At 69.8% G+C, this 24,140-nt stretch carries 27 protein-coding genes; 9 read left to right on the forward strand and 18 right to left on the reverse strand.

Annotated features, from left to right (window positions below):
* Positions 1 to 4: 4 nt before the first annotated feature.
* The 3 genes from AB0K15_RS42240 to AB0K15_RS42250 all read right to left on the reverse strand — a co-directional run bounded on the left by AB0K15_RS42240 (position 5) and on the right by AB0K15_RS42250 (position 4,264).
* Positions 5 to 1,786 carry an iron ABC transporter permease gene (locus tag AB0K15_RS42240; RefSeq protein ID WP_364064862.1) on the reverse strand — a complete coding sequence of 594 codons (1,782 nt, stop codon included), beginning with the start codon at positions 1,784 to 1,786 and terminating at the stop codon, positions 5 to 7.
* A 44-nt stretch (positions 1,787 to 1,830) separates the two neighbouring features.
* Complete coding sequence (locus AB0K15_RS42245) at positions 1,831 to 2,922, reverse strand: extracellular solute-binding protein (protein WP_364064866.1); 1,092 nt, start codon at positions 2,920 to 2,922, stop codon at positions 1,831 to 1,833.
* Positions 2,923 to 3,274: 352 nt separating this feature from the next.
* On the reverse strand, positions 3,275 to 4,264 hold the full coding sequence (locus tag AB0K15_RS42250; protein WP_364064873.1) for an ABC transporter substrate-binding protein: 990 nt from the start codon (positions 4,262 to 4,264) through the stop codon (positions 3,275 to 3,277).
* 172 nt (positions 4,265 to 4,436) lie between these two features.
* Between AB0K15_RS42250 and AB0K15_RS42255 the strand changes: the two genes are divergently transcribed.
* Together AB0K15_RS42255 and AB0K15_RS42260 are read left to right on the forward strand one after the other, a co-directional pair.
* A complete protein-coding gene (locus AB0K15_RS42255) occupies positions 4,437 to 5,429 on the forward strand; it encodes a cupin domain-containing protein (RefSeq protein ID WP_364064876.1) in 993 nt (330 codons plus the stop codon).
* 104 nt (positions 5,430 to 5,533) lie between these two features.
* The gene (locus AB0K15_RS42260) at positions 5,534 to 6,355 is read left to right on the forward strand and encodes an NAD(P)-dependent oxidoreductase (protein ID WP_364064879.1); all 822 of its coding nucleotides are present in this window, start codon (positions 5,534 to 5,536) and stop codon (positions 6,353 to 6,355) included.
* On the opposite strand, the gene AB0K15_RS42265 is transcribed toward AB0K15_RS42260, so the two are convergent.
* The 4 genes from AB0K15_RS42265 to AB0K15_RS42280 all read right to left on the reverse strand — a co-directional run bounded on the left by AB0K15_RS42265 (position 6,352) and on the right by AB0K15_RS42280 (position 9,523).
* A complete protein-coding gene (locus AB0K15_RS42265) occupies positions 6,352 to 7,389 on the reverse strand; it encodes a HoxN/HupN/NixA family nickel/cobalt transporter (RefSeq protein ID WP_364064998.1) in 1,038 nt (345 codons plus the stop codon). The two genes, AB0K15_RS42260 and AB0K15_RS42265, sit on opposite strands and share 4 nt — an antisense overlap.
* A gap of 67 nt (positions 7,390 to 7,456) precedes the next feature.
* Positions 7,457 to 8,128 carry a class I SAM-dependent methyltransferase gene (locus tag AB0K15_RS42270; RefSeq protein ID WP_364064883.1) on the reverse strand — a complete coding sequence of 224 codons (672 nt, stop codon included), beginning with the start codon at positions 8,126 to 8,128 and terminating at the stop codon, positions 7,457 to 7,459.
* 79 nt (positions 8,129 to 8,207) lie between these two features.
* The gene (locus AB0K15_RS42275; protein WP_360605098.1) at positions 8,208 to 8,783 is read right to left on the reverse strand and encodes a cupin domain-containing protein; all 576 of its coding nucleotides are present in this window, start codon (positions 8,781 to 8,783) and stop codon (positions 8,208 to 8,210) included.
* 32 nt (positions 8,784 to 8,815) lie between these two features.
* A complete protein-coding gene (locus AB0K15_RS42280; protein ID WP_364064886.1) occupies positions 8,816 to 9,523 on the reverse strand; it encodes a class II aldolase/adducin family protein in 708 nt (235 codons plus the stop codon).
* Between the two features lie 147 nt (positions 9,524 to 9,670).
* Here AB0K15_RS42280 and AB0K15_RS42285 point away from each other — a divergent pair, with 147 nt between their 5' ends.
* Positions 9,671 to 10,450 carry a FadR/GntR family transcriptional regulator gene (locus AB0K15_RS42285; protein ID WP_364064889.1) on the forward strand — a complete coding sequence of 260 codons (780 nt, stop codon included), beginning with the start codon at positions 9,671 to 9,673 and terminating at the stop codon, positions 10,448 to 10,450.
* Positions 10,451 to 10,462: 12 nt separating this feature from the next.
* Here AB0K15_RS42285 and AB0K15_RS42290 read toward each other — a convergent pair whose 3' ends face one another.
* Complete coding sequence (locus tag AB0K15_RS42290) at positions 10,463 to 11,020, reverse strand: dihydrofolate reductase family protein (protein WP_364064892.1); 558 nt, start codon at positions 11,018 to 11,020, stop codon at positions 10,463 to 10,465.
* A gap of 282 nt (positions 11,021 to 11,302) precedes the next feature.
* Here AB0K15_RS42290 and AB0K15_RS42295 point away from each other — a divergent pair, with 282 nt between their 5' ends.
* Positions 11,303 to 11,626: a hypothetical protein gene (locus AB0K15_RS42295; RefSeq protein ID WP_364064897.1), complete on the forward strand. Its 324-nt coding sequence runs from the start codon at positions 11,303 to 11,305 to the stop codon at positions 11,624 to 11,626.
* Here AB0K15_RS42295 and AB0K15_RS42300 read toward each other — a convergent pair.
* From AB0K15_RS42300 to AB0K15_RS42310, 3 genes are all read right to left on the reverse strand, one after another.
* A complete protein-coding gene (locus AB0K15_RS42300) occupies positions 11,598 to 12,035 on the reverse strand; it encodes a VOC family protein (RefSeq protein ID WP_364064900.1) in 438 nt (145 codons plus the stop codon). The two genes, AB0K15_RS42295 and AB0K15_RS42300, sit on opposite strands and share 29 nt — an antisense overlap.
* A gap of 267 nt (positions 12,036 to 12,302) precedes the next feature.
* On the reverse strand, positions 12,303 to 13,523 hold the full coding sequence (locus AB0K15_RS42305) for a phosphodiester glycosidase family protein (RefSeq protein WP_364064903.1): 1,221 nt from the start codon (positions 13,521 to 13,523) through the stop codon (positions 12,303 to 12,305).
* Positions 13,524 to 13,715: 192 nt separating this feature from the next.
* Positions 13,716 to 15,368, reverse strand: coding sequence for a CotH kinase family protein (locus tag AB0K15_RS42310; RefSeq protein ID WP_364064906.1), 1,653 nt, complete (start codon positions 15,366 to 15,368; stop codon positions 13,716 to 13,718).
* A gap of 82 nt (positions 15,369 to 15,450) precedes the next feature.
* On the opposite strand from AB0K15_RS42310, the gene AB0K15_RS42315 reads away from it, so the two are divergent.
* The 3 genes from AB0K15_RS42315 (at position 15,451) to AB0K15_RS42325 (ending at position 18,221) form a co-directional block, all read left to right on the forward strand.
* Complete coding sequence (locus tag AB0K15_RS42315) at positions 15,451 to 16,728, forward strand: hypothetical protein (RefSeq protein ID WP_364064909.1); 1,278 nt, start codon at positions 15,451 to 15,453, stop codon at positions 16,726 to 16,728.
* 79 nt (positions 16,729 to 16,807) lie between these two features.
* On the forward strand, positions 16,808 to 17,326 hold the full coding sequence (locus AB0K15_RS42320; protein ID WP_364064912.1) for a DUF1269 domain-containing protein: 519 nt from the start codon (positions 16,808 to 16,810) through the stop codon (positions 17,324 to 17,326).
* A 178-nt stretch (positions 17,327 to 17,504) separates the two neighbouring features.
* On the forward strand, positions 17,505 to 18,221 hold the full coding sequence (locus AB0K15_RS42325) for an SDR family oxidoreductase (RefSeq protein ID WP_364064915.1): 717 nt from the start codon (positions 17,505 to 17,507) through the stop codon (positions 18,219 to 18,221).
* A gap of 91 nt (positions 18,222 to 18,312) precedes the next feature.
* Here the strand turns inward: AB0K15_RS42325 and AB0K15_RS42330 are convergent, their stop codons facing one another.
* Positions 18,313 to 18,774 (reverse strand): nuclear transport factor 2 family protein, encoded by a 462-nt coding sequence (locus AB0K15_RS42330; protein ID WP_364064918.1) that lies wholly within the window; start codon positions 18,772 to 18,774, stop codon positions 18,313 to 18,315.
* An 89-nt stretch (positions 18,775 to 18,863) separates the two neighbouring features.
* Between AB0K15_RS42330 and AB0K15_RS42335 the strand changes: the two genes are divergently transcribed.
* Entirely contained in the window at positions 18,864 to 19,472 is a 609-nt protein-coding gene (locus tag AB0K15_RS42335; RefSeq protein ID WP_364064921.1) for a TetR/AcrR family transcriptional regulator, read from the forward strand.
* A 72-nt stretch (positions 19,473 to 19,544) separates the two neighbouring features.
* On the opposite strand, the gene AB0K15_RS42340 is transcribed toward AB0K15_RS42335, so the two are convergent.
* The 3 genes from AB0K15_RS42340 to AB0K15_RS42350 form a co-directional block, all read right to left on the reverse strand.
* Positions 19,545 to 19,763, reverse strand: coding sequence for a hypothetical protein (locus AB0K15_RS42340; protein WP_364064924.1), 219 nt, complete (start codon positions 19,761 to 19,763; stop codon positions 19,545 to 19,547).
* 126 nt (positions 19,764 to 19,889) lie between these two features.
* Positions 19,890 to 20,261, reverse strand: coding sequence for a cupin domain-containing protein (locus AB0K15_RS42345; RefSeq protein ID WP_364064927.1), 372 nt, complete (start codon positions 20,259 to 20,261; stop codon positions 19,890 to 19,892).
* Positions 20,262 to 20,311: 50 nt separating this feature from the next.
* Positions 20,312 to 21,076 carry a LysR substrate-binding domain-containing protein gene (locus AB0K15_RS42350; protein WP_364064930.1) on the reverse strand — a complete coding sequence of 255 codons (765 nt, stop codon included), beginning with the start codon at positions 21,074 to 21,076 and terminating at the stop codon, positions 20,312 to 20,314.
* Between AB0K15_RS42350 and AB0K15_RS42355 the strand changes: the two genes are divergently transcribed.
* A complete protein-coding gene (locus AB0K15_RS42355) occupies positions 21,045 to 21,311 on the forward strand; it encodes a flavin reductase family protein (RefSeq protein ID WP_364064933.1) in 267 nt (88 codons plus the stop codon). The two genes, AB0K15_RS42350 and AB0K15_RS42355, sit on opposite strands and share 32 nt — an antisense overlap.
* Before the next feature lie 40 nt (positions 21,312 to 21,351).
* Here AB0K15_RS42355 and AB0K15_RS42360 read toward each other — a convergent pair whose 3' ends face one another.
* The 3 genes from AB0K15_RS42360 to AB0K15_RS42370 all read right to left on the reverse strand — a co-directional run bounded on the left by AB0K15_RS42360 (position 21,352) and on the right by AB0K15_RS42370 (position 24,128).
* A complete protein-coding gene (locus tag AB0K15_RS42360; protein ID WP_364064935.1) occupies positions 21,352 to 22,122 on the reverse strand; it encodes a GntR family transcriptional regulator in 771 nt (256 codons plus the stop codon).
* Positions 22,123 to 22,266: 144 nt separating this feature from the next.
* Positions 22,267 to 23,319, reverse strand: coding sequence for an amidohydrolase family protein (locus tag AB0K15_RS42365; protein ID WP_364064938.1), 1,053 nt, complete (start codon positions 23,317 to 23,319; stop codon positions 22,267 to 22,269).
* Positions 23,316 to 24,128, reverse strand: coding sequence for an ABC transporter ATP-binding protein (locus AB0K15_RS42370; protein ID WP_364064941.1), 813 nt, complete (start codon positions 24,126 to 24,128; stop codon positions 23,316 to 23,318). Before AB0K15_RS42370 ends, AB0K15_RS42365 begins: the two co-directional genes overlap by 4 nt.
* Positions 24,129 to 24,140: the final 12 nt, after the last annotated feature.

The following is a 24,140-nucleotide window of genomic DNA, read 5'->3' on the forward strand; positions in this document are numbered from 1 at the left end:
CTGCTCAGCTCTGATTCGCGCCCTGGATCCCGAAGCGGCGCCCGAGCAGCCGGACACCGGCGACGAGGATCGTCAGGAACAGCACCATCACCACGCCGAGCGCGGCGACCACCGGGTACGACCCGTTGGAGTAGAGGTCGTAGATGCTCACGGACACGACCTCCGACCCGGACGAGTACAGGAAGATCGCCGCGGAGATCTCGCGGAACGCGACGATCATCGTGTACAGGAACGCGGCCAGCAGCGAGGGCATGAGAAGCGGGATGAACACCCGCCGGAACGTCTGGAGCCAGGACGCCCCGCTCGCGGTCGCCGCCTCTTCGAGCTCATCCTTGATCTGCGCCATGCCGGGCGCGAGGTAGCGCATCGCGTACGGCAGGCTGATCGTCACGAACGCGACGACCAGGATGGTCAGCGTGCCGTAGAGGTGCACGGGCAGCGGCGCGGCGAGGTACCAGTAGAGGATGCCGACACCCATCACGATGCTGGGCACGGCGATCGGTACCGTCGCGAGCCCGTCGAGCAGCCCGCGGCCGAACACCTTCGTCTTCACCGTGAGGTAGGCGACCACGGCGCTCAGTGCGGTGACGATCACCGCCGAGCTCACCGCGGTGACGACGCTGTTGCGCACCGACTCGATCAGGGCCGGCTGCCGGAAGATCTGGGCGTAGTTGCCGAACCCCAGGTCTCCCAGTGCTTTCAGCGAAGGCGGCTCGTAGCCGGGCAGCAGCGACGACCAGATCAGCATCGCCAGCGGCAGCACGACCGCGATGAGGAAGAACAGGATGAACACGGCCAGCCCGGCCCAGCGCCACTTGCCCAGGTCCTGCACCGTGGAGCGGAATCCCTTGCCGGTGATCGTCTGGGTGGCCGAGCGCCGGCTCAGCCGTTGCGACAGGGCCAGCCCGATCGAGGCGATCACCAGCACGAACACCCCGATCACGCCGACCGTGCCGTAGTCGGCCGGGAACGCTTGCAGCGCACTGTAGATCCGGCTGACGAACACGTAGGTGTGGCCCGGCACGCCGATCAGCTGCGGCACCTCGAACGTCGAGATGGTCTGGATGAACATCAGCAGCCCGGCCGACAGGATCGCCGAGCGGGCCATCCGCAGCGTGATCACCCGGAAGGTGCGCACGGGGGAGGCACCCGACGCGAGCGAGGCCTCCTCCAGCGACGAGTCCATCGAGCTGAACGCCGCCGTGCCCATGAGGAACGCGACCGGCGCGACGTGGATGGACTGCACGAACACCATGCCGGCGATCGAGTAGATGTTGAACGCCGGCAGTCCCAGCGATCGCAGGACACCGTTGAGCGGCCCGCGTTCGGGAGAGAGCAGCAGCGCCCACGCCACCGTGTTGAGGATGCCCGGCACGATCAGCGGCACGAGCGCCGCCAGTTGCGCGAACGTCTTGCACGGGGTGTTGGTCCGGCTGACCAGCCACGCGAGCCCGAACCCGATCACGGTGCAGACGATGGCGGTGAGCCCGGCGTAGAGGAACGAGTTGAGCACCAGCGTGCCGAACCCGTCGGCCGCGAAGGTCGTGGCGTAGTTGTGCAGCGTCCACGTCGAAACACCGGTGCCGAGGAACGACGTCTGCAGGCTGGCGTAGATCATCGTGCCGACCGGCACCAGCGCGAGGTAGGCCACCGCGATCGCCGCGATGGCGAGCGTGAGGTAGCGCGGCTGCAGCAGGAACCGCCAGGACCGGTGGCGCGAGGTCTTCGCGGCCCGGCCGGTCTCGGTGGGTGCCGGGTCGCCGGGTCGGGTGTCCAGCAGGGTCATCGGGGGTCCTTTCGCCGGCGGTGTCCGCCACGGCCGTCAGGGAGTCACGGCGCTTTCAGTGCCGACTTCATTTCCGCGAGCTCGTTGTTGTAGTCCGCCTGCGAGAGGTTCGGGTGGCCCCACGCGGCCGGCCATTTCGTCTCGTCCCACACGTTCGCGTCGTTGGTGACGTCCGGGCGGACCGACGTGTGGTTGGTGACGTCGACGATCTCCTGCTGCCCGGCCTTCGAGACCATCCAGTCGTCGAAGAGGCGGGCGGCGTTGGGGTGCGGCGAGTTCTTCACGACGTCGATGAGGTTCAGCGACGCCGGCAGCGGCGTGCCGTTGACGAAGTCGAGGGTGTTCGGCGTCTTCTTCTTGAGGCTGGAGGCTTTGTAGCCGTACGCGGTCGCGGCGGCGAGCGGTTCGCCGGCCTGCACGTTGGTCAGTGACTGCGTGTGGCTCTCGACGAACACCGGCGCGTTGTCGCCGAGGCCCTTCAGCAGCGCCAGTGCCTTGTCGTGGCCCATCGCCGTGATCAGGCTGTCGTACCAGTTGACCGCGCCGGGGTCGATCGAGAACTGCCCGCGCCACTGGGGCTTCGTGAGATCCTCCCAGGATTTCGGCGCGGTCAGGCCTTTCTGCGTGAGCACCTGGGGGTTCCAGGACAGCACGGTGGTGACGGCGTACACGACCCCCTGGTAGCCGTCGGGCAGGCTGAGCCCGGCGGGCAGCGGCGCGGCGTCGACCGGCTGGTAGGGCTGCAGCGCGCCCGCCTGCAGGAGCTGGGCGATCTGCGGGGAGTCACCGGAGACCACGTCGGCGTTGAACTTGCCGCCGCGCTGTTCGGTGATCAGGCGCGGCGGGATCTTGTCGGCGCTCAGCCGCAGCGCGTTGACCTTGACCTTCGGGTAGACCTTGTTGAACGACGCGATGATCGGCGCGACGTCGGCGTCGGCGAACGTGGTGTACCAGACCACCTGGCCTTCCCTCGCCGCCACTTCGGCGAGCTGCTGGGGGTTGCGCTGGTCGGCCGTCGTCTGGGCCGCGTCGGAAGAGCTGGCCGCGCCGGAGCCGCACGCGGCGGCCATCGTCAACGCCAGGCCGCCGGCGAGGACGGCCGAGACGGTCCGTCGGGTGCTTCGCCTCTTGTGCATTGCGGTTCCCTTCGGTGAGCGGACCGCCGCCGGGAACAAGGCGGGCTCACCACGATGTGAGTGCGGAACTGTCGCAGAGCTTCGGGTGCCGAGGGGTCCGGTGCCGGAGGCCACGGGCCGTTCGGTTCGAGCAGTATGGACCTATGGTATGACCATTTGTCAACCGTTGCGGCCGATGCTGATCCCGATCGAAACCCCCGGGCCCCGCGGATCCATTTCGGACGGAGCGCGCAGGACGGGGCGGCCCGTGCGCGGCGAGTGCGGGCGGGCGCGTCCCTGCGTGGAAGTGGCAGCAATTCTGCCAAAGTCCGGCGGAAACCGTAGGGCCGAACGGCCGATTACCGCACCGGGTTCACACCACGACCTCGGTCATGATCCCGGGCGGGAAGATCTCGTCGGCGGTGGCGAGGCGGTGTGCGATGCCCTGCTGGGCTGCGTAGGTGAGCAGCTGTTCCCAGGTGGCGCGGTTGGGTTCGATGCCGTACGGGAAGGGGTCGCCGTCGAAGAGGTCGCGCATCCGGCGGCCGTAGGTGGCGAGCCAGGGGAGCGGGTAGCGCGAGACGGCGGGGTCGAGCAGCCGTTCGACGCTGCGCTGTTTCGACTCCAGGAAGGCGTTGTAGAGGTTGCGGGCCGCCCACGGGTGCTCCTCGAGGACGCGGCGGCGCATCGCGATCAGGTGCATGATCGGCCAGATCCCGGTTTCCCGGTAGTAGTCCTGTTCCTTCTCCTGGTAGTCCGGGAAAAGGCGCACGACGTCGGGGTGGCCTTCGAGGAAGCACGTCGGCGGCCGGGCGATGATCGCGCAGTCGATCTCGCCCGCGGCGAGCAGGTCCGACAGCGACCGGTCGGCCACGCGGGTGAGCCGCACGCCGGGCGGCAGGGTCAGCTCCACCTTCTCGACGCGGCCGGGGGCGTTCGCGCCGGCCTGGTACCACTCGATCTCGTCGAGCTTGACGCCCATGTCGTTGTGCAGCCAGCCCCGCATGTACACCGCCGCGGAGTGGGCCCACTCGGGTGAGCCGACCTTCTTGCCGCGCAGGTCATCCACGGAACGGATCCCGCTGTTGCGGTTGACGTAGAACGAACCGAACCGGAACAGCCGTGAGCAGACGACCGGCAGTCCCACGATGTCCGGCTCGTCGCGGGTGATCTGGGTGCTGAACTTGGCGAAGGACAGCTCGGCCACGTCCCACTCACGGTGGGCGGTGAACCGCGCGAAGATCTCGTGGTGGCTCAGCATCGACCAGGTGTGCTCGATGCCTTGAGCGCGCACGGCGCCGGTGCGGAAGTCGCGGAAGTGGTCGTAGTCGGTGGTCGCGATGCTGAGGTGGACGTCGCTCAAGGAAGCCTCCCGGAAGGTCGGGCTCTGGATTGGTAGGACAGTTAGGCCTATAATTCGGAGCGTACCCGGGCGGGGCGCCCGGGAGGAACATGTTCTGCCTCCGTCGAAAAGCGCCAAGGCGCGGGAAAGCGAGGAACGCATGGGCAAGAAGGGACGCGTGTTCGTACGTGGCTTGACTTCTGAGACCTACGGGCTCGGTCAGTTCCGTCAGGCCCAGCTGGCCGCCGAACGGGTCCGCGACGACTCGGTGGTGGTCGACGACGCGAAGGTCGGCCACTCCGGCGACTCGGAGAAGTCCCGCACGTGGTGGCGGATCGGGCCGGGGGACGAGGAGTTCCTGACCCAGACGCTGCAGGTGCATTTCGTCGAACTGCCGCCGCACAGCTCCAATCGGGGACACGGACACCAGAACGAGGCGTCCTTCTACATCCTCGAAGGTGCCGGCTACGAGATCCACGACGACCAGCGTTACGACTGGAAAGCGGGCGAACTGGTCTTCGTGCACACCGATTCGGTGCACCGGCACTACAACCCGTATGACGAAAAAGCCGTCGCGCTGGTGATGAAGGCCAAGTGCACGTGGATGTTCCTGGGCCTGCTGCAGCAGGGCCGCGGTGGCCCGATCGAACGGCCGGACGAGTTCGGTGAGCGCGAGGACTGGTCGAGGATCTGGACCGACGGCGTGCTGGAGCGCAAGAAGGTGGTGCGCCAGGAGGACACGGTCTGGGAAACGACCCCGATGGGCCGCGTCCGCGTGCTCAACAGTCCCGAGCGGACGGACCTGCGCCAGTTCTCCGTCGACGTCTTCGAGCTCGACATCCCGGCCGGCAGCCGCTCGGGCAAGCACTGGAAGATGGCCGACGAGGTCCTCTACGTGCTCGACGGCTCCGGCTATTCGCTGCACTGGGAGGTCCAGGAGGAGATCGCCGAGAAGTACTACGCGCGAGTCGCGAAGACGCCGACCCGGCACGAGATCACGAAGGGCGACACGCTCTACGTCCCGCAGAACACGATCGCCGTGCACTACGCCGCCGACGGCACTCCGCTGAGGTTGCTGTCCGCGCAGAACCGCATGTTCAAGCACCTCGGCTACGACAAGGTGCACTACTTCGAAAACGCTCCGGAGTACACCGGCGAACTGGCCGAAGCCGCCAGCGTCGGCTGAGACATCCGTCCGAAGGGGCCTGTCTCGTGAATTCACCACGAGGCAGGCCCCTTTCGTTTCGACCGCCGCGGGGCGCGGCCCTGCCGGCGAGGAGGAAGGTGCTGATGTCGGATCACGGAATCGGAAGTGTCGGGGTCGCCGGGCTGGGTGCGATGGGCGGGCCGATCGCCCGGCACCTCGTCGGCGCCGGCCTGGACACGGTCGTGTTCGACCGCGATCGCTCCACAGTGGACGAACTGGTCGGCGCGGGTGCGCGGGCGGCCGGGTCCACGGCGGAGCTCGGCGGGTGCGACGTGGTGCTCGTGATCGTTCCGTCCGATGAGGACGTGCTCGAGGTGTCGGCGGCCGTGCTGGGCGCGGCCGAGCGCGGTTCCACGTTGCTGATCTGCAGTTCGGTGACCCCCGAGACCTGCCGCCGGGTCGAGGCGGCGGCCGAGGGCGCCGGCGTGGCCGTGCTGGACGCGGCGCTCACCGGTGGCGTCCGCGGCGCCGAGGACGGTGAGATCGTCCTGCTGGCCGGCGGTGAGGAAGCCGTGCTGGACCGGGTGCGCCCCGCGTTCGCGCCGTGGACGAAAGCGGTGCACCACCTCGGTCCGCTCGGCTCGGGCCAGGTCGGCAAGACGGTGAACAACCTGTGCCACTGGGGCCAGATCACGGCGATCGTCGAGGCGATGCGGCTCGGGCGCGACCTCGGCGTCGAGCCGGCGAAGCTGCGCCGGGCCCTGCTCGACGGAGCGGCCGCGAGCGCCACGCTCGCCCAGCTGGAATCGATGCGTTTCACCTGGTACCGCAAGGATCTGGCCAACGCGTTCCGCATGGCCGGCGGCGTGGGCCAGGACCTGCCGGTGGCGCACACCGCCCGCGAGGTGATGGAGGGCATCACCGTCGCGGGCGTGGCGGAGCTGTTCGGCGGGCCGCCCGCCTAACGGTCGGGGTCGACGGAGAGGTGGGCCGACCACTTCTCCTCGATCCGCCCGACCCGCCAGACCAGGACGGCGACGAGCCAGGTCGCGACGAAGAGCCCGGCGATGGCGAAGCCGACGTTGTTCAGGTCGAGGCCGGCGATCGCGGCCAGCGGGCCGGAGACGATCCCGAGCCGGTCGGCGAGGATCGACAGCAGTTCGATCGTCCCGATGACGAGCGCGACGGTCACCGAAAGCGCGGTCACGGTGAGGTTGTAGAAGACCTTGCGCACCGGCCTCGCGAACGCCCACCCGTAGGCGAAGTTCATGAAACAGCCGTCGGCGGTGTCGAACAGCGTCATCCCCGCCGCGAACAGCACGGGCAGCACGAGGATCGCGTACCAGGGCAGGGCGAAAGTGGCCGCGCCTGCCGCCAGCACGAGCAGGCCGACCTCGGTGGCGGTGTCGAACCCGAGTCCGAAGAGGACACCCACCGGATAGATGTGCCAGGGCTTGCGGACCGCCTTCGTCAGGCCGGACAGCAGCCGGTTGAGCACTCCGCGCCGCGCGAGGTGCTCCTCGAGCTCGGCTTCGCTGAACCGGCCGTGGCGCATCTCGCGGAACACCCGCAGGATGCCGAACAGCACTACCAGGTTGACGATCCCGATGATGTAGAGGAACACCCCCGAAACGGACGTGCCGATCAGGCCGGTCACCCGGTGCAGCGCCGACGAGTCGTCCGTGACCGAGCCGGCGAGCGCGCGCACACCGATCGAGAGCAGCAGGCACAGTCCGAACACGACGGTCGAATGACCGAGTGAGAACCAGAACCCGACCGAGAGCGGCCGTCCCCCGTCGGCCATCAGCTTGCGGGTGGTGTTGTCGATGGCGGCGATGTGGTCGGCGTCGAACGCGTGGCGCAGCCCCAGCGTGAACGCCGTGACGCCCAGCCCGACGCCGAAGAAGCCGCCACCGGCCAGCGCGTGGTGCTCGGGGGCCACCACGAGGCCGAGCACTCCCCAGCCGACGAGGTTCAGTAAGAGGACCACGGTGGCCATGCCGCCCAGCGACGCCCACTCGCGGCCGCTCAGCGCGACGCGGAGGCGGGCGAGCGGGCGGGATTGTTCAACCGTCACGGCGAGCCGCCAGCAGGCAGGTGTACAGGCCGCGCCAAGGCATTTCGACGTCGCCGAACCCGGCCTTCGCCAGCCCCTCGAGGTGGTCGTTCACCGACGGCAGCGCGTCGTTGTGCTTGTGGGCACCGGCTTTGTCGGAAGGCGGGATGAGCTGCTTGCGGGCCGCGCGCAGCCGCGCGTCCCACACCGGGCCGGGCCCGACGTGGTCGAGGTTCAGCAGCCAGCCGCCGGGCGCCAGGTGCTCGGCCGCCTCGGTGTAGAAGCGTGCCAGCCGCGCCGGGTCGAGGTGGTGGCTGGCCCTCGACGTCATCACCACGTCGAGGTCGCCGGGCAGCTGCGCGAGGTTCGTCATGTCGGTGAGCCGGTAGGAAACGCGGTCCCCGAAGCGGGCGAGCCGCGTGCGGGCCGCGTCTTCCATCACGGTGGAGACGTCGGTCCAGATGCCGTGCGCGCCGGGGAAGAGATCGAGCAGGACCTCCAGGAAGTCGCCGGGGCCGCTGCCGATGTCGGCCACCAGTTTCGTCCGCGGCCGGTCGCCCGCCACCAGCGTGGCGGCGATTCGCCGGGGCAGCACGAGGAATCCGACGAGGCTGTCCTGTTCCAGCCACGACGTCGCGACGGTCGGGTCGAGCCATTCGGACACGGGTGTTCCTTCGGGCACGGGCACTCCTCACGGGTCGGATGGGTTCGTGGCTCGGCCGTGCTCCCGCCTGGGGTGCGGGAGCACGGCCGAGGGCCGGCTACTTGCGCGCGCCGTGCGTGGTGCCGGCCTCGACGGCCGCGTCGAGCAGCTGCTTGCCCTCCTCGGGGGAGAGCTGCACGCCGTGGCGCTCGATGTTGTGCAGACGCATGGTGCGCAGCAGTCCCGTGTCCTGGATCGCGAGATAACGCGCGGTGTCGTTGCCGTCGAGGTTGAAGTGCTGGTGCCACGCCCACCGCGGCGGCGCGAACAACGTGCCTTCCTGCCATTCGACGACCTCGATCGGCTCGTCGTCGTAGTTGATGAGCGAGAACCCGTGTCCCTTGACCACGTAGAGGTAGGCCTCGGTCGTGTGGCGGTGGCGGACGGAGTTGTTACCCGGCTTGAGTTCCGAGATGTGCGCGCTCAGCACCTCGTAGTCGGCGAGGTCGAAGTAGTGGCCGCGGTTGTTGCGCCACGGCCGTGCCGGCAGCTCCATCTTCCGCAGGTCGTCCTCCACGACCAGCCCCTTGTTCGGCGGGTGCTGCCGGTTGAACTCGTCGCGGGCCGCGATCTCCGAGGAATCGAGGTTCTTCTTCTCGCTGGCCAGGACACCCTTCAGGTACTCGTCACGCACTGCTGCTCTCCTTTGTCGTACTCGCGGGGACTTCAGGGGTTTTCGGTGCGCCGAACCACGTGCCGCCACAGGGTCGTGACGTTGAACGCGCCACCCAGATCGGGCAGGAGCGCGAGGTCCTCGTCGGGGATCGCGACCGGCTTCCCTCCGGCGTGGGCGACGGCGAGGGTGTGCCGGGCGAGCGTGTCGACGGCGATGGCCTGCAGCACGGCCTGGGCGACCGCCGTTTCCGGGTCACCGCCGGCGACGCTGACGAGCCCGTGTCCACTGAGGACCAGCACCGGCCGGTCGCCGAGCGCGTCGGCCATCTGCCCGGCGAGGTGGTGGTCGTTCACCAGCACCGATCGCGGCCACACGGGAATGCCGTCGGCGGCGAGCCGCGCGGCCGGGATGTCGTAGGCGCCGAACAGGGGCAGCCACGGCAGTCCGGCGAGCGCCATGGTGACCACCGCGGGCGGGTGGGCGTGGACCACGGCCGTCGCTTCGGGGTGGCGCCGCAGCACTTCGGTGTGGATCGGCAGCTCGTTGGGCACGCTCCAGTCGCCCGTCTCGGGCGTGCCGTGCAGCGGCACCGGCCGGATGTCGTCCGCCGTCGTGTGGCGGAGGCCGGATTCCCGCGGGCCACGGCAGCGCACCAGCAGTTCGTCCGGCGCCGTGCGGACGCTGATGTGGCCGAGTACGTGCTCGACGAGGCCGGTCGCGGCGAGCACCCGGCAGGCGAGCGCGACGGACTCCCTCACGGCGCCTCCCTGGACTGTTCCGTATAACTGGTCTATTGGTTAGTCCTAACGACGATATGACCATAAGCCGCCCGCCAGCTGCGGGTCAACCCTCGGGCGGGCGCCGCGACGGCGGGCGTTTCCGTGTTCCTGTGCGAGAATCGGCGCATGGAACCAGCAGGGCGGGGTGGATCCGCGGCGGCTCCGCGGGCGGACAGTGGGCTGTTCGACGTCGTGTCGTCGAGCCGGATGTCGGAGGTCATCGTCGAGCAGATCCGCTCGCTCATCCGCGCCGACAAACTGCGCCCGGGCGATCGGCTGCCGAGCGAGCGCGCCCTCTGTGAGCAGATGGGCGTCAGCCGGGTCACCGTCCGCGAGGCGCTGCGCGTGCTGGAGGCCGCCGGTCTGGTCGCGATCCGGGTCGGCGCGCGCGGCGGCGCGTTCGTCACCACGCCTTCGTCGACGAAGCTCAGTGCCAACCTGGCCGACCTCGTGAACCTCTCGCCGATGACGGCGCCGGAGGTCATCGAGGCCCGGCAGGTCGTGGAGCTCGGCATCATCGAGACGGTGATCGAGCGGGCGACCGAAAAGGACGTCGACGAACTGCGCGAGATGACCCGCGAGCACCAAGCCGCTCTGAAACGCGGCGAGTACAGCATGGAGATGTCGGCCGCGTTCCACGTCCGCGTGGCGCAGTGCACCCACAACGCGGCCATCGAGATGCTGGTGCACTCGTTCCACGGTCCGCTGCTGATGTCCCTGCGCGAGGCTCAGGTGGCCGCGCCGCTGATGGGTCACCGCGGCACCAGTGAGCACCGTGAGTTCGTGGAGGCCATCGCCGCCCGGGACGTGGAGAAGGCGCGCGAGATCATGGCCAAGCACCTCCGCCGGACCTCTCAGCGGATCGCGCGCGTGCAGGCCTCGCGGGAGAAGGGCAAGGAAGTCTAGGGTCGCCCGCGGTTACTTGCCGGCCGGTGCGTAACACAGTTCGAGGACGCCGGACGGGAACGCCCTGCTTTTCATCAGGCGCAGTTTCACGGCCTCGTCCAGCTCCGGGAACAGTGCCGCGCCCTTGCCCGTGACGGCGGGGAGCACCCACAGGCGGTATTCGTCGACCACGCCGAGCTTGATCAGCGAGTGCAGGAACTCCGTGCCGCCGGCGGCGACGAGGTCCTTGCCGGGCTCGGCCTTGAGCCTGGCGATCTCCTCCGCCGTGTCACCGCCGGCGATGCGGGTCTCGGGCCAGTCGCCGGCGGTCTCGAGGGTGCGGGAGAACACGACCTTCGGGATCTCGTTCATGGCCTTGGCCGACGGGTGGTCGGCGGTGGGCCAGTATCCGGCCATGATCTCGTAGGTGGTGCGGCCCATGAGGAACGCCCCGGCCTCCCACAGCCGGCTGACGAAGTACTCCTCCTGTTCGGCGTCGTCGATTCCCATCATGACGTCGCGGATTCCGTTGTCGGCGTCGGCGCTCTTGCCGTCGAGTGAGACGTAGAACCCCAGAATCAACTTCCGCATCGTTAGTACCTCCGGGTCGTTGTTCTCGCGCCGGTTGCCTCGTCCGCTACGGGACAACCCTCACACCGACTACCCAAGCTGTCAAGACAAAGTTTGTTGTCGGTGGCTCGTGATCCGAGCGCCGCGCTTCACTTTCCGGCCGAACGCTGCGTGACGAGGACAGCGGCGCCGGGTGAGTCGCCTAGGATCGCGGGCACGTGCTCGGGTCGACGACCGGCGAGTATCGAGAAGAGGTGCCGGTCGGCGGTCGGCGGTCGACGGCCAGCGCAAGGGAGCGCGCCGATGGATCAGACGACGGCGGGAGCCGGGCCGGCTCCGCGGGCCGAGAGTGCGGCCCCGGGGCGGTGGAGCCTGCGCCAGCTGTGCCGGGCGACCCGGTTCGAGGTGTTCCGCGAGGACCTCAACAGCGTCTTCTGCCCCGCGAAGGTCGAAGTCCGGGAACGCGCCGCGCCTGTGCTGCCGAGCTCCCGCCTCAGCGCGGCGAAGCTGCGGCACCTGACCGTCGGGCACGTCTGCTTCCACGGTCTCGGGCCGCGCAGCGCCTCCCGCAACGCCGCACTCGCAGAATCGCCGGGCGTCAGCCGAGCTCCTCGACCAGCCCGATGATCACACCCGCGGGACCGCGGACGTAGCAGTACCGGCAGTAGTCCTCGTACCGCGCGACCTCGCCCACGAGTTCGGCGCCGTGCGCGCGCAGGCGTTCGAGGGTGTCGTCGACGGAGTCGATGACGAAGGTCAGGCGAGGGATACCGGGAACGTTCACCGGCGCGCACGGCGCGGGCGCGGTCGAGACCGGCGAGCGGAACGTCGACAGCTCGATCCGGCCGTGGCCGTCGGGGGTCCGCAGGAAGGCGAGGTCCGCGCGGACCTCGTCCAGCCCCACGAGCTGGTTCACCCATTCACCCTCGACCTTCGTCTCGCCTTCCCGTTCCATCCCCAGCTCGACGAAGAACGCGACCGCGGCCGCGAGATCCTCGACCACGAAGCCGGCGTGGTCGAATCGGCGGATCGTCATGGTTGCCTCCCGTGTCGCGCGGCCCTCGTGGCCGCTCGTGCCCCTGGGACGGAGCCGGTGCCGAGGTTCCGACATCGGCAGCTGTGTCTGCCGTCACAATCTCCTCGCTCCGGGCGAAGAGCGCAGCTCGAGAACCTCAGGAGGTCGACGAAGCCGGGGCCGGGCGTCGCCGTGGAAGGCGCAGGAGCCGGCTTCCACGGCGACGAGGGAGTGGGGGATCGGCCAGACCGGGGTCGGCTGTTCCCCGGCGAGTGAAGGCCGGGATCCCTAGCGGACGAAGATCCCGATCCCGTTGGCGACCGAACGCTCGCCCGCGGCGTCGGTCGGGTGGTTGCGAACCGTGACGGTGGGGGCGCCGGGGTCGCGGGCCAGGAGTGAGGTCGAGCCGCCGCCGTCGAGGTTCACGGCGTTGGCGGCGCCGGCTTGCTGCAGGAGCTGGGCGACCTCGGGGGTGGTCATGCCGCCGCTGGTGCCGGGTTTCGCCTGCACCGCGACGAGGTACAGGGTGTGGCCGTCGGCGCTGAAGCCCGCGCCGGTGCGGACCGCGGCGGTCTTGGCGTCCTGGCCGGGGACCACGGCGCCGTCGCGGAGGATCGGGAAGCCGCCGATCGCGAAGCGGAACGGGATGCCGTGCCCGGTCGAGAGGGTGTAGTGGACGGTCACGTGCTGGCCGACCACGAGCGTCCGCAGCGCGTCCGCGCCGGCTTCGCGCCCGACCAGCACGGTCTCGTCCCGCGTGATCGCGCCGGCGCCGACGGTGCCGCCGATCGCGACGACCCGGTCGTGATCGAGGGTCACCTCGGTGGTGTCCGTGCTGCACGCGGCGCCCCGGCTGGTGTCGGTGCCGCATACCGAGCGGGCGCGGGAGGTCGCGCCCCACGCGCTGGTGTAGGCGCCGATGCCGCCGACGGGGATCGCGTACTGGTTCAGGCCGCCGAGCGAGTACGTGGCCGACTTGATGCGGACACTGCCCTCCAGGTGCGCCGTGCCCAGCCGCGCGACCCGGTCGACGCCGACGCCGAGCACGGCCTCCGTCGTGACCCCGGGCGGCATCCCGGGCCCGAACCGCTGCCCGTTCGGCACGGCGGCCTTGAGGACACGCCGATCCGCGATCTCGGGGCCGTCGGAGGAGTCGGTGAAGGCGACGCCGGGGTGCTGGGCCTCGGTGTTGTTGAAGAAGTCGCCGTTGACGCCGGCCACCGCGCCCTGCGCGTTCGCCATCTGCGACACCGGCTGGGCCTGCGCCACCGTCGGCGGGTGCAGCAGGTCCACGGAGACGCGCGGGTTGCGCAGGTCGACGGTCAGCAGCTCACCCTGGATGGTCGCGGCACTCGCCGAAGCGGTCGTGAACGTCTCGAGGCGAACGCCGGGCGCGACCTGCTGGCTGCCGGTCACGTCGAGGGCCGAGTCGGCGAACGCCGAGTTCGGCAGCGCCGTCGTGGCGGCGGCGGTCAGCGTCAGCGCCACCAACGATCTGCGCAGTCTCATGGGTGGGTCCTTTCTTGCCGGTACGGAGCCCGCCCACTCTCCCGGCCGGTGGTGACCCCGTCCGTCCGTGGCCGTGAACCCGGCATGAACAGCAGGAGGGCTCCTGGTTCGAGTCCCGCCGGACAGCACGAAGCCCAGGCCGAGGAGCCTGGGCTTCTTCGCTGGCACTCCGGTGCCCGGGGGAGACCCCACTCAGGTGAAGTACAACCTCGACGGCGCGGGATCCTGGTACACCCTCGGGCTCCCGCCCTGGGTCGGATCGGCGCCGAAGGTCACGCCCTGGCCGGTGCGGACGCTGGTGAGTGTGAAGAAGCCGCTGAAGCTGGTGGGGTTGGCGACCGGGTCGATCGGGGTGAGGGTGAACTCGTCGGCGTGGTGGGAGTTGTCGGCGGCGCACGTGTAGAGCAACTGGTGGCCCAGGGGTGTGGTCGTGGCGCTCGCGTGGAGGAAGCGGCCGGTGGCCTTGCCGGTGAGCGAGGTGCCGGCGCCGAGGAGGCCGAAGGACCACAGGTCGGCGTCCTCGACGTCGGCCGGGCGGGGGCGGTGGACGACCTCGAACTTCGGCGGCGCGCCGGGTGCGGCCGGGACGGGTTCGGTGCTCGCGTGGAGACACTCGTTCGTCGCGTCTTCGCGGACGTAGGCGCCGGCGGGGCCGGGCAGGCCCGCGCAGAGGTAGCCGGCGGAGGTGGCGAGGCGCAGTTGCTTGCGGACGGTGATGAGCTGGGCCGGCAGATCGGGCACGCCCAGGCCCGTCAGCACGGCGCCCATGCGTTCGAGCAACGGTGTCAGCACTTCCTGCTGGGTTTTGCGGCCGAAGACCGTGTCACGGTAGGTGCGGATCTGGTCCATCAGCTGCGCGCGGCGGCCGGCGTCGTGGTGGACGAGCCCGGCCAGCAGGCCGCTGGTGCGGACCGTGAAGTGCCGAGCGGGCTGGAAGGTCTGGTCGACGCCCCACGGGATGAGCTTGAACTTCACGTCGGCCAGGCCGGGTGAGGCGACGGCCTCGACGTCGTTGTAGACGTAGGTGTTGTTCGTGTTGCCGGTGTAGCCGTCCCAGTGCTTGAGGAAGAACTCCATCGCGTAGAGCTTGACGAACTGGTCGAGGTCGAACACCTCGGCGGCCCCGCTGAGCCCGTGCGCGGCGATGTGGTCGACGGCCAGGCGCAGATCGGCTTTGTCGTCGAACTCCGAGAGATCCTCCACGCCGATGAAGTCGAACCGCGCGTCGGTGAAGTCGTCTTTGTGTTCCAGCTCGTACAGATTCCCCTTCAGATTCCCGAAATTGCGCTCGATGTAGCGCGGCATGATCGGTTCGGCGTTCACGAAGACACCGGGAGCCAGGGCACCGGTGCCCTGGCCGACGAGGGTGCCGTTCACGCGGACGCGCGCGAAATTGCAGCGGGAATGCGGCAGCCCGGCGAGTTCGAACAGCTTGTAGTCGAGTGGCTGCCGCACGAAAGCGGAATCCTGCACGGAGTTGTTGAGCGTCAGGTACCGCGACCCGATGAGGTTCGCGATCGCCGGTTTGTTCGCGTCGCGGAACTTCCCGAAGTCGATGTGCAGGCACGGTTTGTCGTTGCTGAACGAACCGCAGAACGACTTCTTCTTGATCCCCACCTCGGCGAATGACGTCCGCGCGGGGAACCGTGTCCCGGAAATCTCGACCGAAGTCGCCTTCCGCCAGGTGAAGCGGCTACCGCCGGTCCAGTCGAAGTTGCACCGCCCGCCGGCCGGTTCCTCGGTGCGCACCGCGTCCCAGTCGGCCTGGGGCATGGTGATGTCGATCGTGAGCACGTTGTCGATTTCGTACAGGGAATCGAGTGCCTGCTGCTCCTGAACGCTCATCGTCCCACCTCCGCAACCGCTCCAGTGTACGGCTGGAAAAGCGGCTCTGTACGGCCCTGTTCGCCGCTTCTACGATTGGGGTATGGCAGCGGTCGACGATCTCGTGGAGCTGGTCCAGCGCGCGGCGGCGGCCGAGAAGAACGCGATGGCGGCGAAGTGGAAGGACGAGGACGACGTGCGCCGCATGATCGACAAGGCGCGCGCGGCCTCGGAGAGCCAGCGGCAGGAGATGCGCCGCGACGTCGACCCCGCCCGGCTGTCGCCGGAATGGGCCCGGCTGCGGCAGAACCACGTCGACGCCGATCCGCAGGAAGACCGCGCGGCGGCCATGGCACACCACACGGTGACGCACGAGGACGCGGCGCAGGCCGAGCGCGACGGGGTGGCCGCCGTCGCGATCGCGCGGATGGCGTTGACCGACGCCGCGCGGGCCGTGCTGGAGGCGCGGCTCGCGCGCATCCGCGCGGGGGAGGACGAGCCGGACGCGGTGGCCGTCGACGGGCACGTGCCGCTCCACGGCACCAACCCCGTGAGCCGCCACGGCCCGGCGCTCGCGCACGGGCTCGCCGGGGAGATCCGGTACGTGCTCACGCGCAAGCCGCGCAAATCCGTGAAGGCGCTGGGGGTTGCGTTCGGCCTGGGCCTGCTGTACCTGGGGTACCTGCGGCTGTTCCGGTGGGACGACGACCAGAAATGGCTGCCGTACCTGGGGTTGTGGACGATCTCGTACGTGATGGGCGGCGCCGTCTGCGTCAACGCGATGAGCTTCGACGCCATGCGTGTGCGGGCGGCGCTGGACACCGGGGCACGCCTGTGGCACCTGCTGGTGATCAAGAACCTGGCGCTGGTGTGCATCGTCGCGCCGATCGGCTTCGCGCTCAGCGCGGTGCTGGCCTGGCGCGCCGGGGAGTTCGGGGCGTTCGCGCGGGCGTGCACGCTGGTGGTGTGTTTCATCCTGCTGTGGCTCGGCGTGGGCAACGTGCTCTCGATCGCGCTGCCCAACCGTGACGAACCCTTGTTGAAGCGCCGCAAAACGGGCACGCTCAAGCAGTTCCTGATCGCGCTCGGCGTGGCGTCCGCCGTCGGCTACGTCGTCAACTTCATGCTGGTGTGGCGCGTGCTCGCCGCGCGGGCGCTGACGGAGCGGCTGGACGCGGTCGTGGTGCCGGCGGTCGTGATCGTGCTGAGCTGCGTCGTGATGTGGGTGCTGCTGACCGTCTTCGCGATCGCGCTGGCGCAGCAGCCCGCGGTGCGCCGGCGGCTGCAGCGCGAGACCGCCGACTACACCGCGAACGCCGAAGCCGAGGCCTACGCCGCCGAAGAACGCGCGGCGAAACCGGTTTCACCGGCGCCCTCCTGACCCCACCCGGCGCGGGTGAGGTACCGGGCCGGGTGGGGACGGCATGCTCGGGCCCGACAAGCTCGGGAGGAGACCGGCCATGGCCTCGCACAAGGACGTGCCCATCGACCTGTACATCGCCGCCTACCCGGACCCCGACGAGGCCCGCGGTGACTGGGCCGCGCTCAAGCAGCTCGCCCACGAGGACGTGATCAAGGTCAAGGGTCTCATCCTCGTAAGCCGCCGCGCCGACGGCAAGATCCACGTCGACGACGACTTCCACACCACCCGCAAGGGCGCCACCTGGGGCGCCGTCGGTGGCGCGGTCGTCGGCCTGATCTTCCCGCCGTCCCTGCTCGCCGGCGCGCTCGTGGGCGCCGGCTTCGGCGGCGGGATCGGCGGGCTGCTGTCGCACGCGGAGAAGAAGGCGATCAAGGCCGAGGTGGAGGACACGCTGCCGCCGAACAGCTCGGGCATCGTCGCGCTGTTCGAGGAACGCTGGGTCGTCGAGGTCGACAAGGCCCTGCTGCACGCCGCGAAGGTCACGAAGGAAAAGGTCGACGGCGAAAGTGCCGAGCAGGTGACGGCAGCGGCCTCCGCGGTGAAGGGCAAGGAGTAGCGACCGTCCACACGGGCCGGCCACCCGGACCGGAGCCGGGTCGCCGGCCGGCTGCCGCGCTCTTTCTGCGGTGGGAGTTTCCGCCTTGGTGGTCGGTGGATTTGTCTTCTAGCAGCAAGCCCGCGGGCGGCGTAGTCCTGGTTGTAGACAACCGGTCTACTACTTGAGGACGGAAACGATGAGCAGCAACAGCGGGCAGAAGGTGGCCGTGGTCACCGGCGCGTCGCAGGGTTTCGGCGCGGGGATCGTGGAGGGGTACCGCAAGCTGGGTTACGCGGTGGTCGCCACGGCGCGCTCGGTCGAGGAGTCCGGTGACGCCGGCGTGGTGTCGGTGGCGGGTGACATCACCGACCCGGCGACGTCGGAGCGGGTGGTGACCGCGGCGATCGAGCGGTTCGGCCGGATCGACACCCTGATCAACAACGCGGGGGTGTTCGCGGCGAAGCCGTTCACCGACTTCACGGCCGAGGACTTCCAGTGGCTGGTGTCGGTGAACCTGGCCGGCTGGTTCCACATCACCAGCAAGGTGCTGCCGCACATGCTCGAGCAGGGCGGCGGGCACATCGTGCAGATCACGACCAGCTTCGTGGACCACCCGGTGGCGGTGGTGCCGGCGTCGGTGTCGATGCTGACCAAGGGCGGCCTGCAGGCGGCGACGAAGTCACTGGCCGTGGAGTACGCCGGGCGCGGGATCCGGGTCAACGCGGTCGCCCCGGGGATCCACAAGACCGCGTTGAACCCGCCGGAGACCTACGCCGAGCGCGCCGGTCTGCACCCGCTGGGCCGCATGGGCGAGGTCAGCGACATCGTCGAAGGCGTGCTGTACCTGGAAAACGCCACGTTCGTCACCGGCGAGATCCTCAACGTCAACGGCGGCCAGAGCGCCGGCCACTGACGGAGTTCGCCACCGGGGCCGCGGACATCATCGTCCGCGGCCCCGGTGCGTTCACCCCGAATCCACAAGGGACAGATCCCTCGAGCGACCGTCACGTCACGATCTGGGACACGTGGTAGTGGCTGATCAACCAGTCGCCGCCGGCCTGCCGGAGCAGGATCACGGTCAGGTGAAACCGGAGTTCGGTGCCGTCCGGGCGGGTGAACACCGGGTCGACGTAAGCGGAAACCACGCCCTGGGCGAGGGGCCGGATTTCCCTGATCGCATAACGAACCGTCAATCCGACGGGCTGTTCCGCGTAATACTCTTCGACACCTTTCCGGCCGAGGGAGTAGCCGGGATGCGCACCCTGGAACAGGGCGTCCTCGGTGAAGTGGGTCGCGACCCGGTCGGGCCGGTGCGAGTCGACTCCGTGCTTCCAGTCGTCGAGAACCCGGGTGATGACCGCTTGGTAGTCCATCTTGACCTCGGTAGATTCGCTCAAGTAGTAGACCGGTTGGCTACCTCTCAGGAATACCTCGACGGCGGATTCTTCGCCAGGAGGAAAAACCAAGCACCACCTAGGTGCGGGCTCCCACGCGAATTCGTGGGCGGCGTGTGGGCTTCCTGGCTCCGGAAGTCCTCGCGGCGTAGGCTTTTCTCATGGGACGTACCAGTGATGCCAGGGAGAAGATCCTGGCTTCCGCCCATTCGCTGCTCGAATCGCGCGGCTACGCGGGAATGGGCGTTGCCGACGTTTGCAAGGCCGCGGGCGTGGCGAAAGGCAGCTTCTACTACTTCTTCGAGTCGAAAGAGGCGCTCGCGCTCGCCGTCGTCGAGCAGCAGTGGGCCGGGCAGTTCGCGGTCTGGTCGGAGATCCTGGAGAGCGCGGAAGCTCCTCTCGACCGTTTGCACCGCCTCTTCGAAGCGACCGAGAACACCCTGCGCGCGGGCCGGCGCAGCTGCGGCGCGATCTCGGGTTGCCTCTTCGGCAACCTCACGTTGGAGCTGAGCAACCAGACCGAAGCGATCCGCCTGCGGCTGCAGGAGATCTTCGACGCGCAGGTGAACCTGGTCCACGAAGTCGTCGCCGAGGCACGAGACCGCGGCAACGCGCACGTCGCGGACACCCGGGAGGCCGCGCGGTCGATCGTCGCGCAGCTGGAGGGGCACATCATGTTCGTCAAGCTCTACAACGACATCCAGCGGCTGGACGCTATGTGGGCCAACTGCCTGGCGCTCCTCGGTGCACGCGGGGAGCTGGCTGCATGACCGGGCCGGCAGCCGGCGGGACGCGGCGTCTCGCCGGCTTCTTGGTGCTGTCCGGTGCTTCTTCGGGTGGGGTCAGCGGCCCCTGAGCCGTGGCTTCACCAAGCCTGCCACGGCGAAGACGATCAGGGCCGCCCCTGCGACCGCCACGATGATCTCCAGCACGGGGAACCGCGCGTCGTCCGTGGCGAGCGTGAGGACGCTGGAGCCGAGCAGCAGGACTCCCGCGACCATGGTGAGCCGGCAGAGCGCGGCGGTGCGCGGGATGACGTGCCAGTGGGTGTTCCCGGCCATCGGGCGTCCTCGGTCGATCGTGTCGGGACCATGCCTCGAAACCGAGGTGGTCAAACCGGTTGCGGGGCCACCTCGGGACGATCGCCGGGGACCGCCCCGCGCGCCCCGGGCCCAGATCTCGTGCGGTCAGTGCGGTTCGCCGATGCGGACCTGTGACCAGTCGAGCGCATCCAGGTTCACCACGATCGCCTCCTGTGTCGTGCGGGCGATCACCACGACGGCTTCGTGCTCGGGGTCCGGGTTCTCCTCCCGGTGCGGCACGAACGGCGGCACGAAGACGTAGTCGCCCGGCCCGGTCTCGATCGGCCGTTCCACCGGCTCGGCGCCGTCGACGTCGAGGAACACGAAGGTCGGGTTTCCCGACACGATGTAGATGGCGGTTTCGGACGCGCCGCGGTGGTGGTCGGCCGACGCGGTGGACGCGGGGACGTGGGTCTGGCCCATCCAGAGCGACTGGGCGCCCACCGTTGTGCCGCTGATGGCTTCGAGGCGTTTCATGCCGGGGGTTTGTGTGGTCTGGCCGAGCAGGCCGCTGGGGGCGACGTGTTTCAAAGCCCGGTGGAAGGGGCCGATCTCGGCGGGCACCAGGGCACCGCTGGGAGTGCGGACGAACTTGCCGTCGCCGGAGCCGGCGGGCAGCCGGCGCAGGGAGCCGACGGCGTGGCCCGACACGGCGGCGTCGAGGCCGTGGCGGCGCCAGCAGGCGAGGGGGAGTGGCTCGGGCGGGGGAAGGTCGTCGCATTCGACGAGGCCCTCGGGGGTGGTGCCGAGGGCCGCGAAAGGGCGACGCCCTGGCCGGCCGCGGCGGCCGCGTGCACGCCGGCGAGCTGGTTGGCTTCCGCGCCGATCTCGGCCGGGATCCCGTACGCCGACAGGGTTTCCAGCGCGCGGGTGCGCAACGCACACGGGTTGTCGAAGGCGACGAGCGGCACGGGACCGTCGGGGCGGGTCCAGCCGGGTGCGCAGTACCAGGTCAGGTCCAGCTCGCCGACGGGTTCGGCGCGGGGGTCGTCGGTGGCGCCCAGCAGCAGGGCGAGGTCGATGCGCCCGGCGCCCAGGGCGTCGCGCAGGGCGGTGCCGCGGTCGAGGCGGTAGCGCACGCGGTGGCCGGGCAGCGCGGTGCCGAGCACGGCCGTCAGCCGGGGCAGCGGCTGGGCGGCGGCGTGTTCCGTCGACCCGATCACCACGGTCTCGTCGTCGGCGACGTCGAACGCGCGCAGTGCCTCGTCGTGCAGGGCGAGGATCTGGCGGGCGTGGCCGAGCAGCAGGTCGCCATCGGCGGTGAAGCGCGACCGGCGGCCGCTGCGTTCCACGTGGCCCGCCCTGCGCCGCGCGCCCCACCTGGGCGTCACCGGCCTCTCCCTCACCACCACCGCCCACGGCGCCATCACCCTCGACGACGGCGTCGCCTGGTTCGACACCACCATCGAATGCGCCGTGGCGGCCGGCGACCACACGCTCGTGCTGCTGCGGTTGCACTCGGCGGCACATGCCGAGGACGCGGCACCACTGGTGTTCCACCGCAGCGGCTTCCGGCAGGCGGTGTGATGCGCCGGCCCGGCTTGCCGGTCGGTCGGACGACCGGGCGCTACTGGTCGAGATACGTCCTGATCACCGAGAACCGCAGGTAGTCGTCGTTCACGTGCACCACCGTGACCGCCACCGGGAGCTCGTCGGCGCGGATGTGGGTGTGGCGCAGGCGCAGCACGGGGCGCGTGCGGGGGAGGCCGAGGGCCGTGGCGATCGCGGTGGGCGGGAGGACGGGGCGGATTTCCGCGACGGAGTAGCAGACGGGGGTGCCGGTGTCGGTTTCGACGAACTCGAAGGTGGAGCGGCGCGGGTCGCTGTCTTCGGGGTGTTCACCGAGCAAGGTGGCGGGGACGTGGTCGACGCTGTGGACCGCGGGTTTGCCGTCGGCGTCGAAGACGCGCTCGATGCGCAGCGCGCGCTCGCCGGCGGGGAGTTCGAGGGAGGCGGCGAGCTCGTCGTCGAGGGCGATGAGGTGCTGGTCGAGCGTGCGGACCGCGGGCCGGTAGCCGGCCTGGGTGAGCAGGTCGACGAAGGGGCTGGCCTCGGCGAGGTTGGCGGCGATGCCGATCGTGTGGCGGTTGATGAACGTGCCGCTGCCGTGCAGGCGACGGATGCGGCCTTCCTTCTGCAGCGACTGCAGCACCGAGCGCACCGTCGCGCGGCTGACCCCGAGCGCCGTGCTGAGCTCCTCCTCCGACGGCAGGCGGAAGCGGCCCTCGGCGGCGTAGCGCGTGATGGCCTCGCGCATCCGCTCCTTGGCCTGCCGGTAGGAGTCCGCGGCGACCGTCTGGATGGAGACGGGTGTCAGCTCCGGCTCACGCATGACCATCGGTTGTCCTCCCCGGGGCGGCCTCACGGCCCGTTGTACGGCAACGCTGCCGACACGCACAGTCGATCGGCACCCTCCGAGCGTAATGACCTCCCGCCGCGTCCTGAACCCACCCTGGGCCAGGCAGACGGGTGTCACGAGCTGTCACGAGTCGCGCCAGCGCGGCTCCCACTCCTCCAGCTGCTCCAGCGTCTCCTGCTCGCTCCAGTCGGTCAGCCCGGCGAAGCGCGCCCAGTTCCCGCCCACCATGTTCGCCACGTCCAGGCGCGAGATCGGCGCGCCGGGGTCGGCGACGTCGTTGACGAGCGTGAGCTTCGGCAGCAGGACGGCCGGTTTGCCGCCGCCGGGGTAGTCGGTGCCCCAGCAGATCCGCGACAGCGGGCAGCCCAGCTGCTGTGCGCGCAGGAGGAAGTCGTACAGCTGGCGCTGCGTCGACTTCGTGGCGAACATGCTGATGTCGAGGTAGGTGTTGTCGTGGCGGGCCACCATGGCGAGGCACTCGTCGACCCACGGGAACCCGGCGTGGCACACCAGCAGCGGCAGATCGGGGAAGTGGCGGGCGACCTCGTCGAGCGCGCCGGGCCGGCCGTAGTCGAGCACGGTGTCCTTGGCCGAGGACGTTCCCATGTGGACCATCACGCCGATGCCGAGCTCGACCGCGCGTTCGTAGATCGGGAAGGCGAGGTCGCGGTCGGCGGGGGCGTAGTGGTCGTACATGGGGTAGAGCTTCAGCCCCTGCAGGCCCAGCTCGCCGACGGCGCGCGTCAGCTCGTCGCGGGCCCACTCGACGCCGCGGAACTTCGGGTTCACCGCGCTCATGCCGATCAGCTCGGGGTGCTGCCGGGTGAGCGAGGCGATGTAGTCGTTGCTCTTGGCCACTTCCAGCGGACCGTCCACATCGGTCACGCGGCCGAGGTCGATGGTCCCGCGTTCGCCGTAGGCGGTGTAGGTGGACGGCGCGACGGCCAGCACGGTCGCGCGGTCCACGCCCGCACTCACGTGGTCGTCGACGAGGGTGACCGGGTCGATCGGGTCCAGGTCGCCTTCCAGGCCGGCCCAGTCCTCGTCGGTGGCCGGCCGGTAGGCGGGCAGCCGGCCCGCCCGCCGGTGCCCGGGCGCCCGCATCTCGCGGACGAACCGGTCGTGGCCCGGGGGCAGGGCGGTGGCCAGCACGTGGTTGTGGCAGTCGATGATCACGCGTCGAACTCCTCGGCCAGGCTTCGCCAGATCGCCCGCTGCAGGCGCTGGAACTCGGGTTCGAACCGGACTTCCTGGAAGTGCCGCGGCCGGTCCAGGGAGATGCGGAACTCCTCCTTGATCGTGCCGGGACCGCGGCTCATCACGAGTACGCGGTCGGCCATCGCCACGGCCTCCTCGACGTCGTGGGTCACGAAGACCACGCTCTTGCCGAGGTTTTCCCAGATGGACAGGAACTCGCCGCCGAGGCGGATGCGCATCTGCGCGTCCAACGGCCCGAAGGGTTCGTCCATCAGGTAGACGTCCGGGTCGTACGCCAGCGCGCGGGCGATGCCGACGCGCTTGCGCATGCCGCCGGAGAGCTGGTTGGGATAGCTCTGCTCGAACGACGTGAGCCCGACCAGCTCGACCAGCCTGCGCACCTCGGCGCGTTGCTCTTCGGCCGAGACTCCCTTGATCGCCAACGGAAAGCGGATGTTGTCCGCGACCGTGCGCCACGGGAACAACGCGTCGGACTGGAAAACCAGGCCCACGCCTTCCGGAACGCCTTCGGGCACCGGTGCGCCGTCGAGCCGGATCTCGCCCGTGGTGGTGGGCAGCAGGCCCGCGATCAGCTTGAGCAGCGTGGACTTCCCGCAACCGCTGGGCCCGACGAGCGCCACGAACTCTCCGGGCGCGAGGTCGAGGGTCACGTCGTCGAGCGCGACGAACCGGCCCTTCGGCGTGCGGTAGCCGAGCCCGACCCCGCGCAGGCTGAGTTTCGGCGTGACCGCGGTGGACTCGGCCGAGGACGTCAACGTTTCGGTCATCGTGGTCCTCCC

It is taken from the genome of Amycolatopsis sp. NPDC049253, assembly GCF_040678995.1.
Taxonomy (GTDB): Bacteria; Actinomycetota; Actinomycetes; order Mycobacteriales; family Pseudonocardiaceae; genus Amycolatopsis.

Excerpts from the sequence above, each read along its gene's own strand:
- AB0K15_RS42360 (WP_364064935.1), bottom strand. The coding sequence starts at position 22,122 with ATGGTCATGCGTGAGCCGGAGCTGACACCCGTCTCCATCCAGACGGTC.
- AB0K15_RS42310 (WP_364064906.1), bottom strand. The coding sequence starts at position 15,368 with ATGAGCGTTCAGGAGCAGCAGGCACTCGATTCCCTGTACGAAATCGAC.
- AB0K15_RS42320 (WP_364064912.1), top strand. The coding sequence starts at position 16,808 with ATGGCCTCGCACAAGGACGTGCCCATCGACCTGTACATCGCCGCCTAC.
- AB0K15_RS42300 (WP_364064900.1), bottom strand. The coding sequence starts at position 12,035 with ATGACGATCCGCCGATTCGACCACGCCGGCTTCGTGGTCGAGGATCTC.
- AB0K15_RS42335 (WP_364064921.1), top strand. The coding sequence starts at position 18,864 with ATGGGACGTACCAGTGATGCCAGGGAGAAGATCCTGGCTTCCGCCCAT.
- AB0K15_RS42305 (WP_364064903.1), bottom strand. The coding sequence starts at position 13,523 with ATGAGACTGCGCAGATCGTTGGTGGCGCTGACGCTGACCGCCGCCGCC.
- AB0K15_RS42240 (WP_364064862.1), bottom strand. The coding sequence starts at position 1,786 with ATGACCCTGCTGGACACCCGACCCGGCGACCCGGCACCCACCGAGACC.
- AB0K15_RS42295 (WP_364064897.1), top strand. The coding sequence starts at position 11,303 with ATGGATCAGACGACGGCGGGAGCCGGGCCGGCTCCGCGGGCCGAGAGT.
- AB0K15_RS42325 (WP_364064915.1), top strand. The coding sequence starts at position 17,505 with ATGAGCAGCAACAGCGGGCAGAAGGTGGCCGTGGTCACCGGCGCGTCG.
- AB0K15_RS42285 (WP_364064889.1), top strand. The coding sequence starts at position 9,671 with ATGGAACCAGCAGGGCGGGGTGGATCCGCGGCGGCTCCGCGGGCGGAC.
- AB0K15_RS42315 (WP_364064909.1), top strand. The coding sequence starts at position 15,451 with ATGGCAGCGGTCGACGATCTCGTGGAGCTGGTCCAGCGCGCGGCGGCG.
- AB0K15_RS42345 (WP_364064927.1), bottom strand. The coding sequence starts at position 20,261 with ATGAAACGCCTCGAAGCCATCAGCGGCACAACGGTGGGCGCCCAGTCG.
- AB0K15_RS42260 (WP_364064879.1), top strand. The coding sequence starts at position 5,534 with ATGTCGGATCACGGAATCGGAAGTGTCGGGGTCGCCGGGCTGGGTGCG.
- AB0K15_RS42340 (WP_364064924.1), bottom strand. The coding sequence starts at position 19,763 with ATGGCCGGGAACACCCACTGGCACGTCATCCCGCGCACCGCCGCGCTC.
- AB0K15_RS42265 (WP_364064998.1), bottom strand. The coding sequence starts at position 7,389 with ATGGCCACCGTGGTCCTCTTACTGAACCTCGTCGGCTGGGGAGTGCTC.
- AB0K15_RS42245 (WP_364064866.1), bottom strand. The coding sequence starts at position 2,922 with ATGCACAAGAGGCGAAGCACCCGACGGACCGTCTCGGCCGTCCTCGCC.
- AB0K15_RS42370 (WP_364064941.1), bottom strand. The coding sequence starts at position 24,128 with ATGACCGAAACGTTGACGTCCTCGGCCGAGTCCACCGCGGTCACGCCG.
- AB0K15_RS42290 (WP_364064892.1), bottom strand. The coding sequence starts at position 11,020 with ATGCGGAAGTTGATTCTGGGGTTCTACGTCTCACTCGACGGCAAGAGC.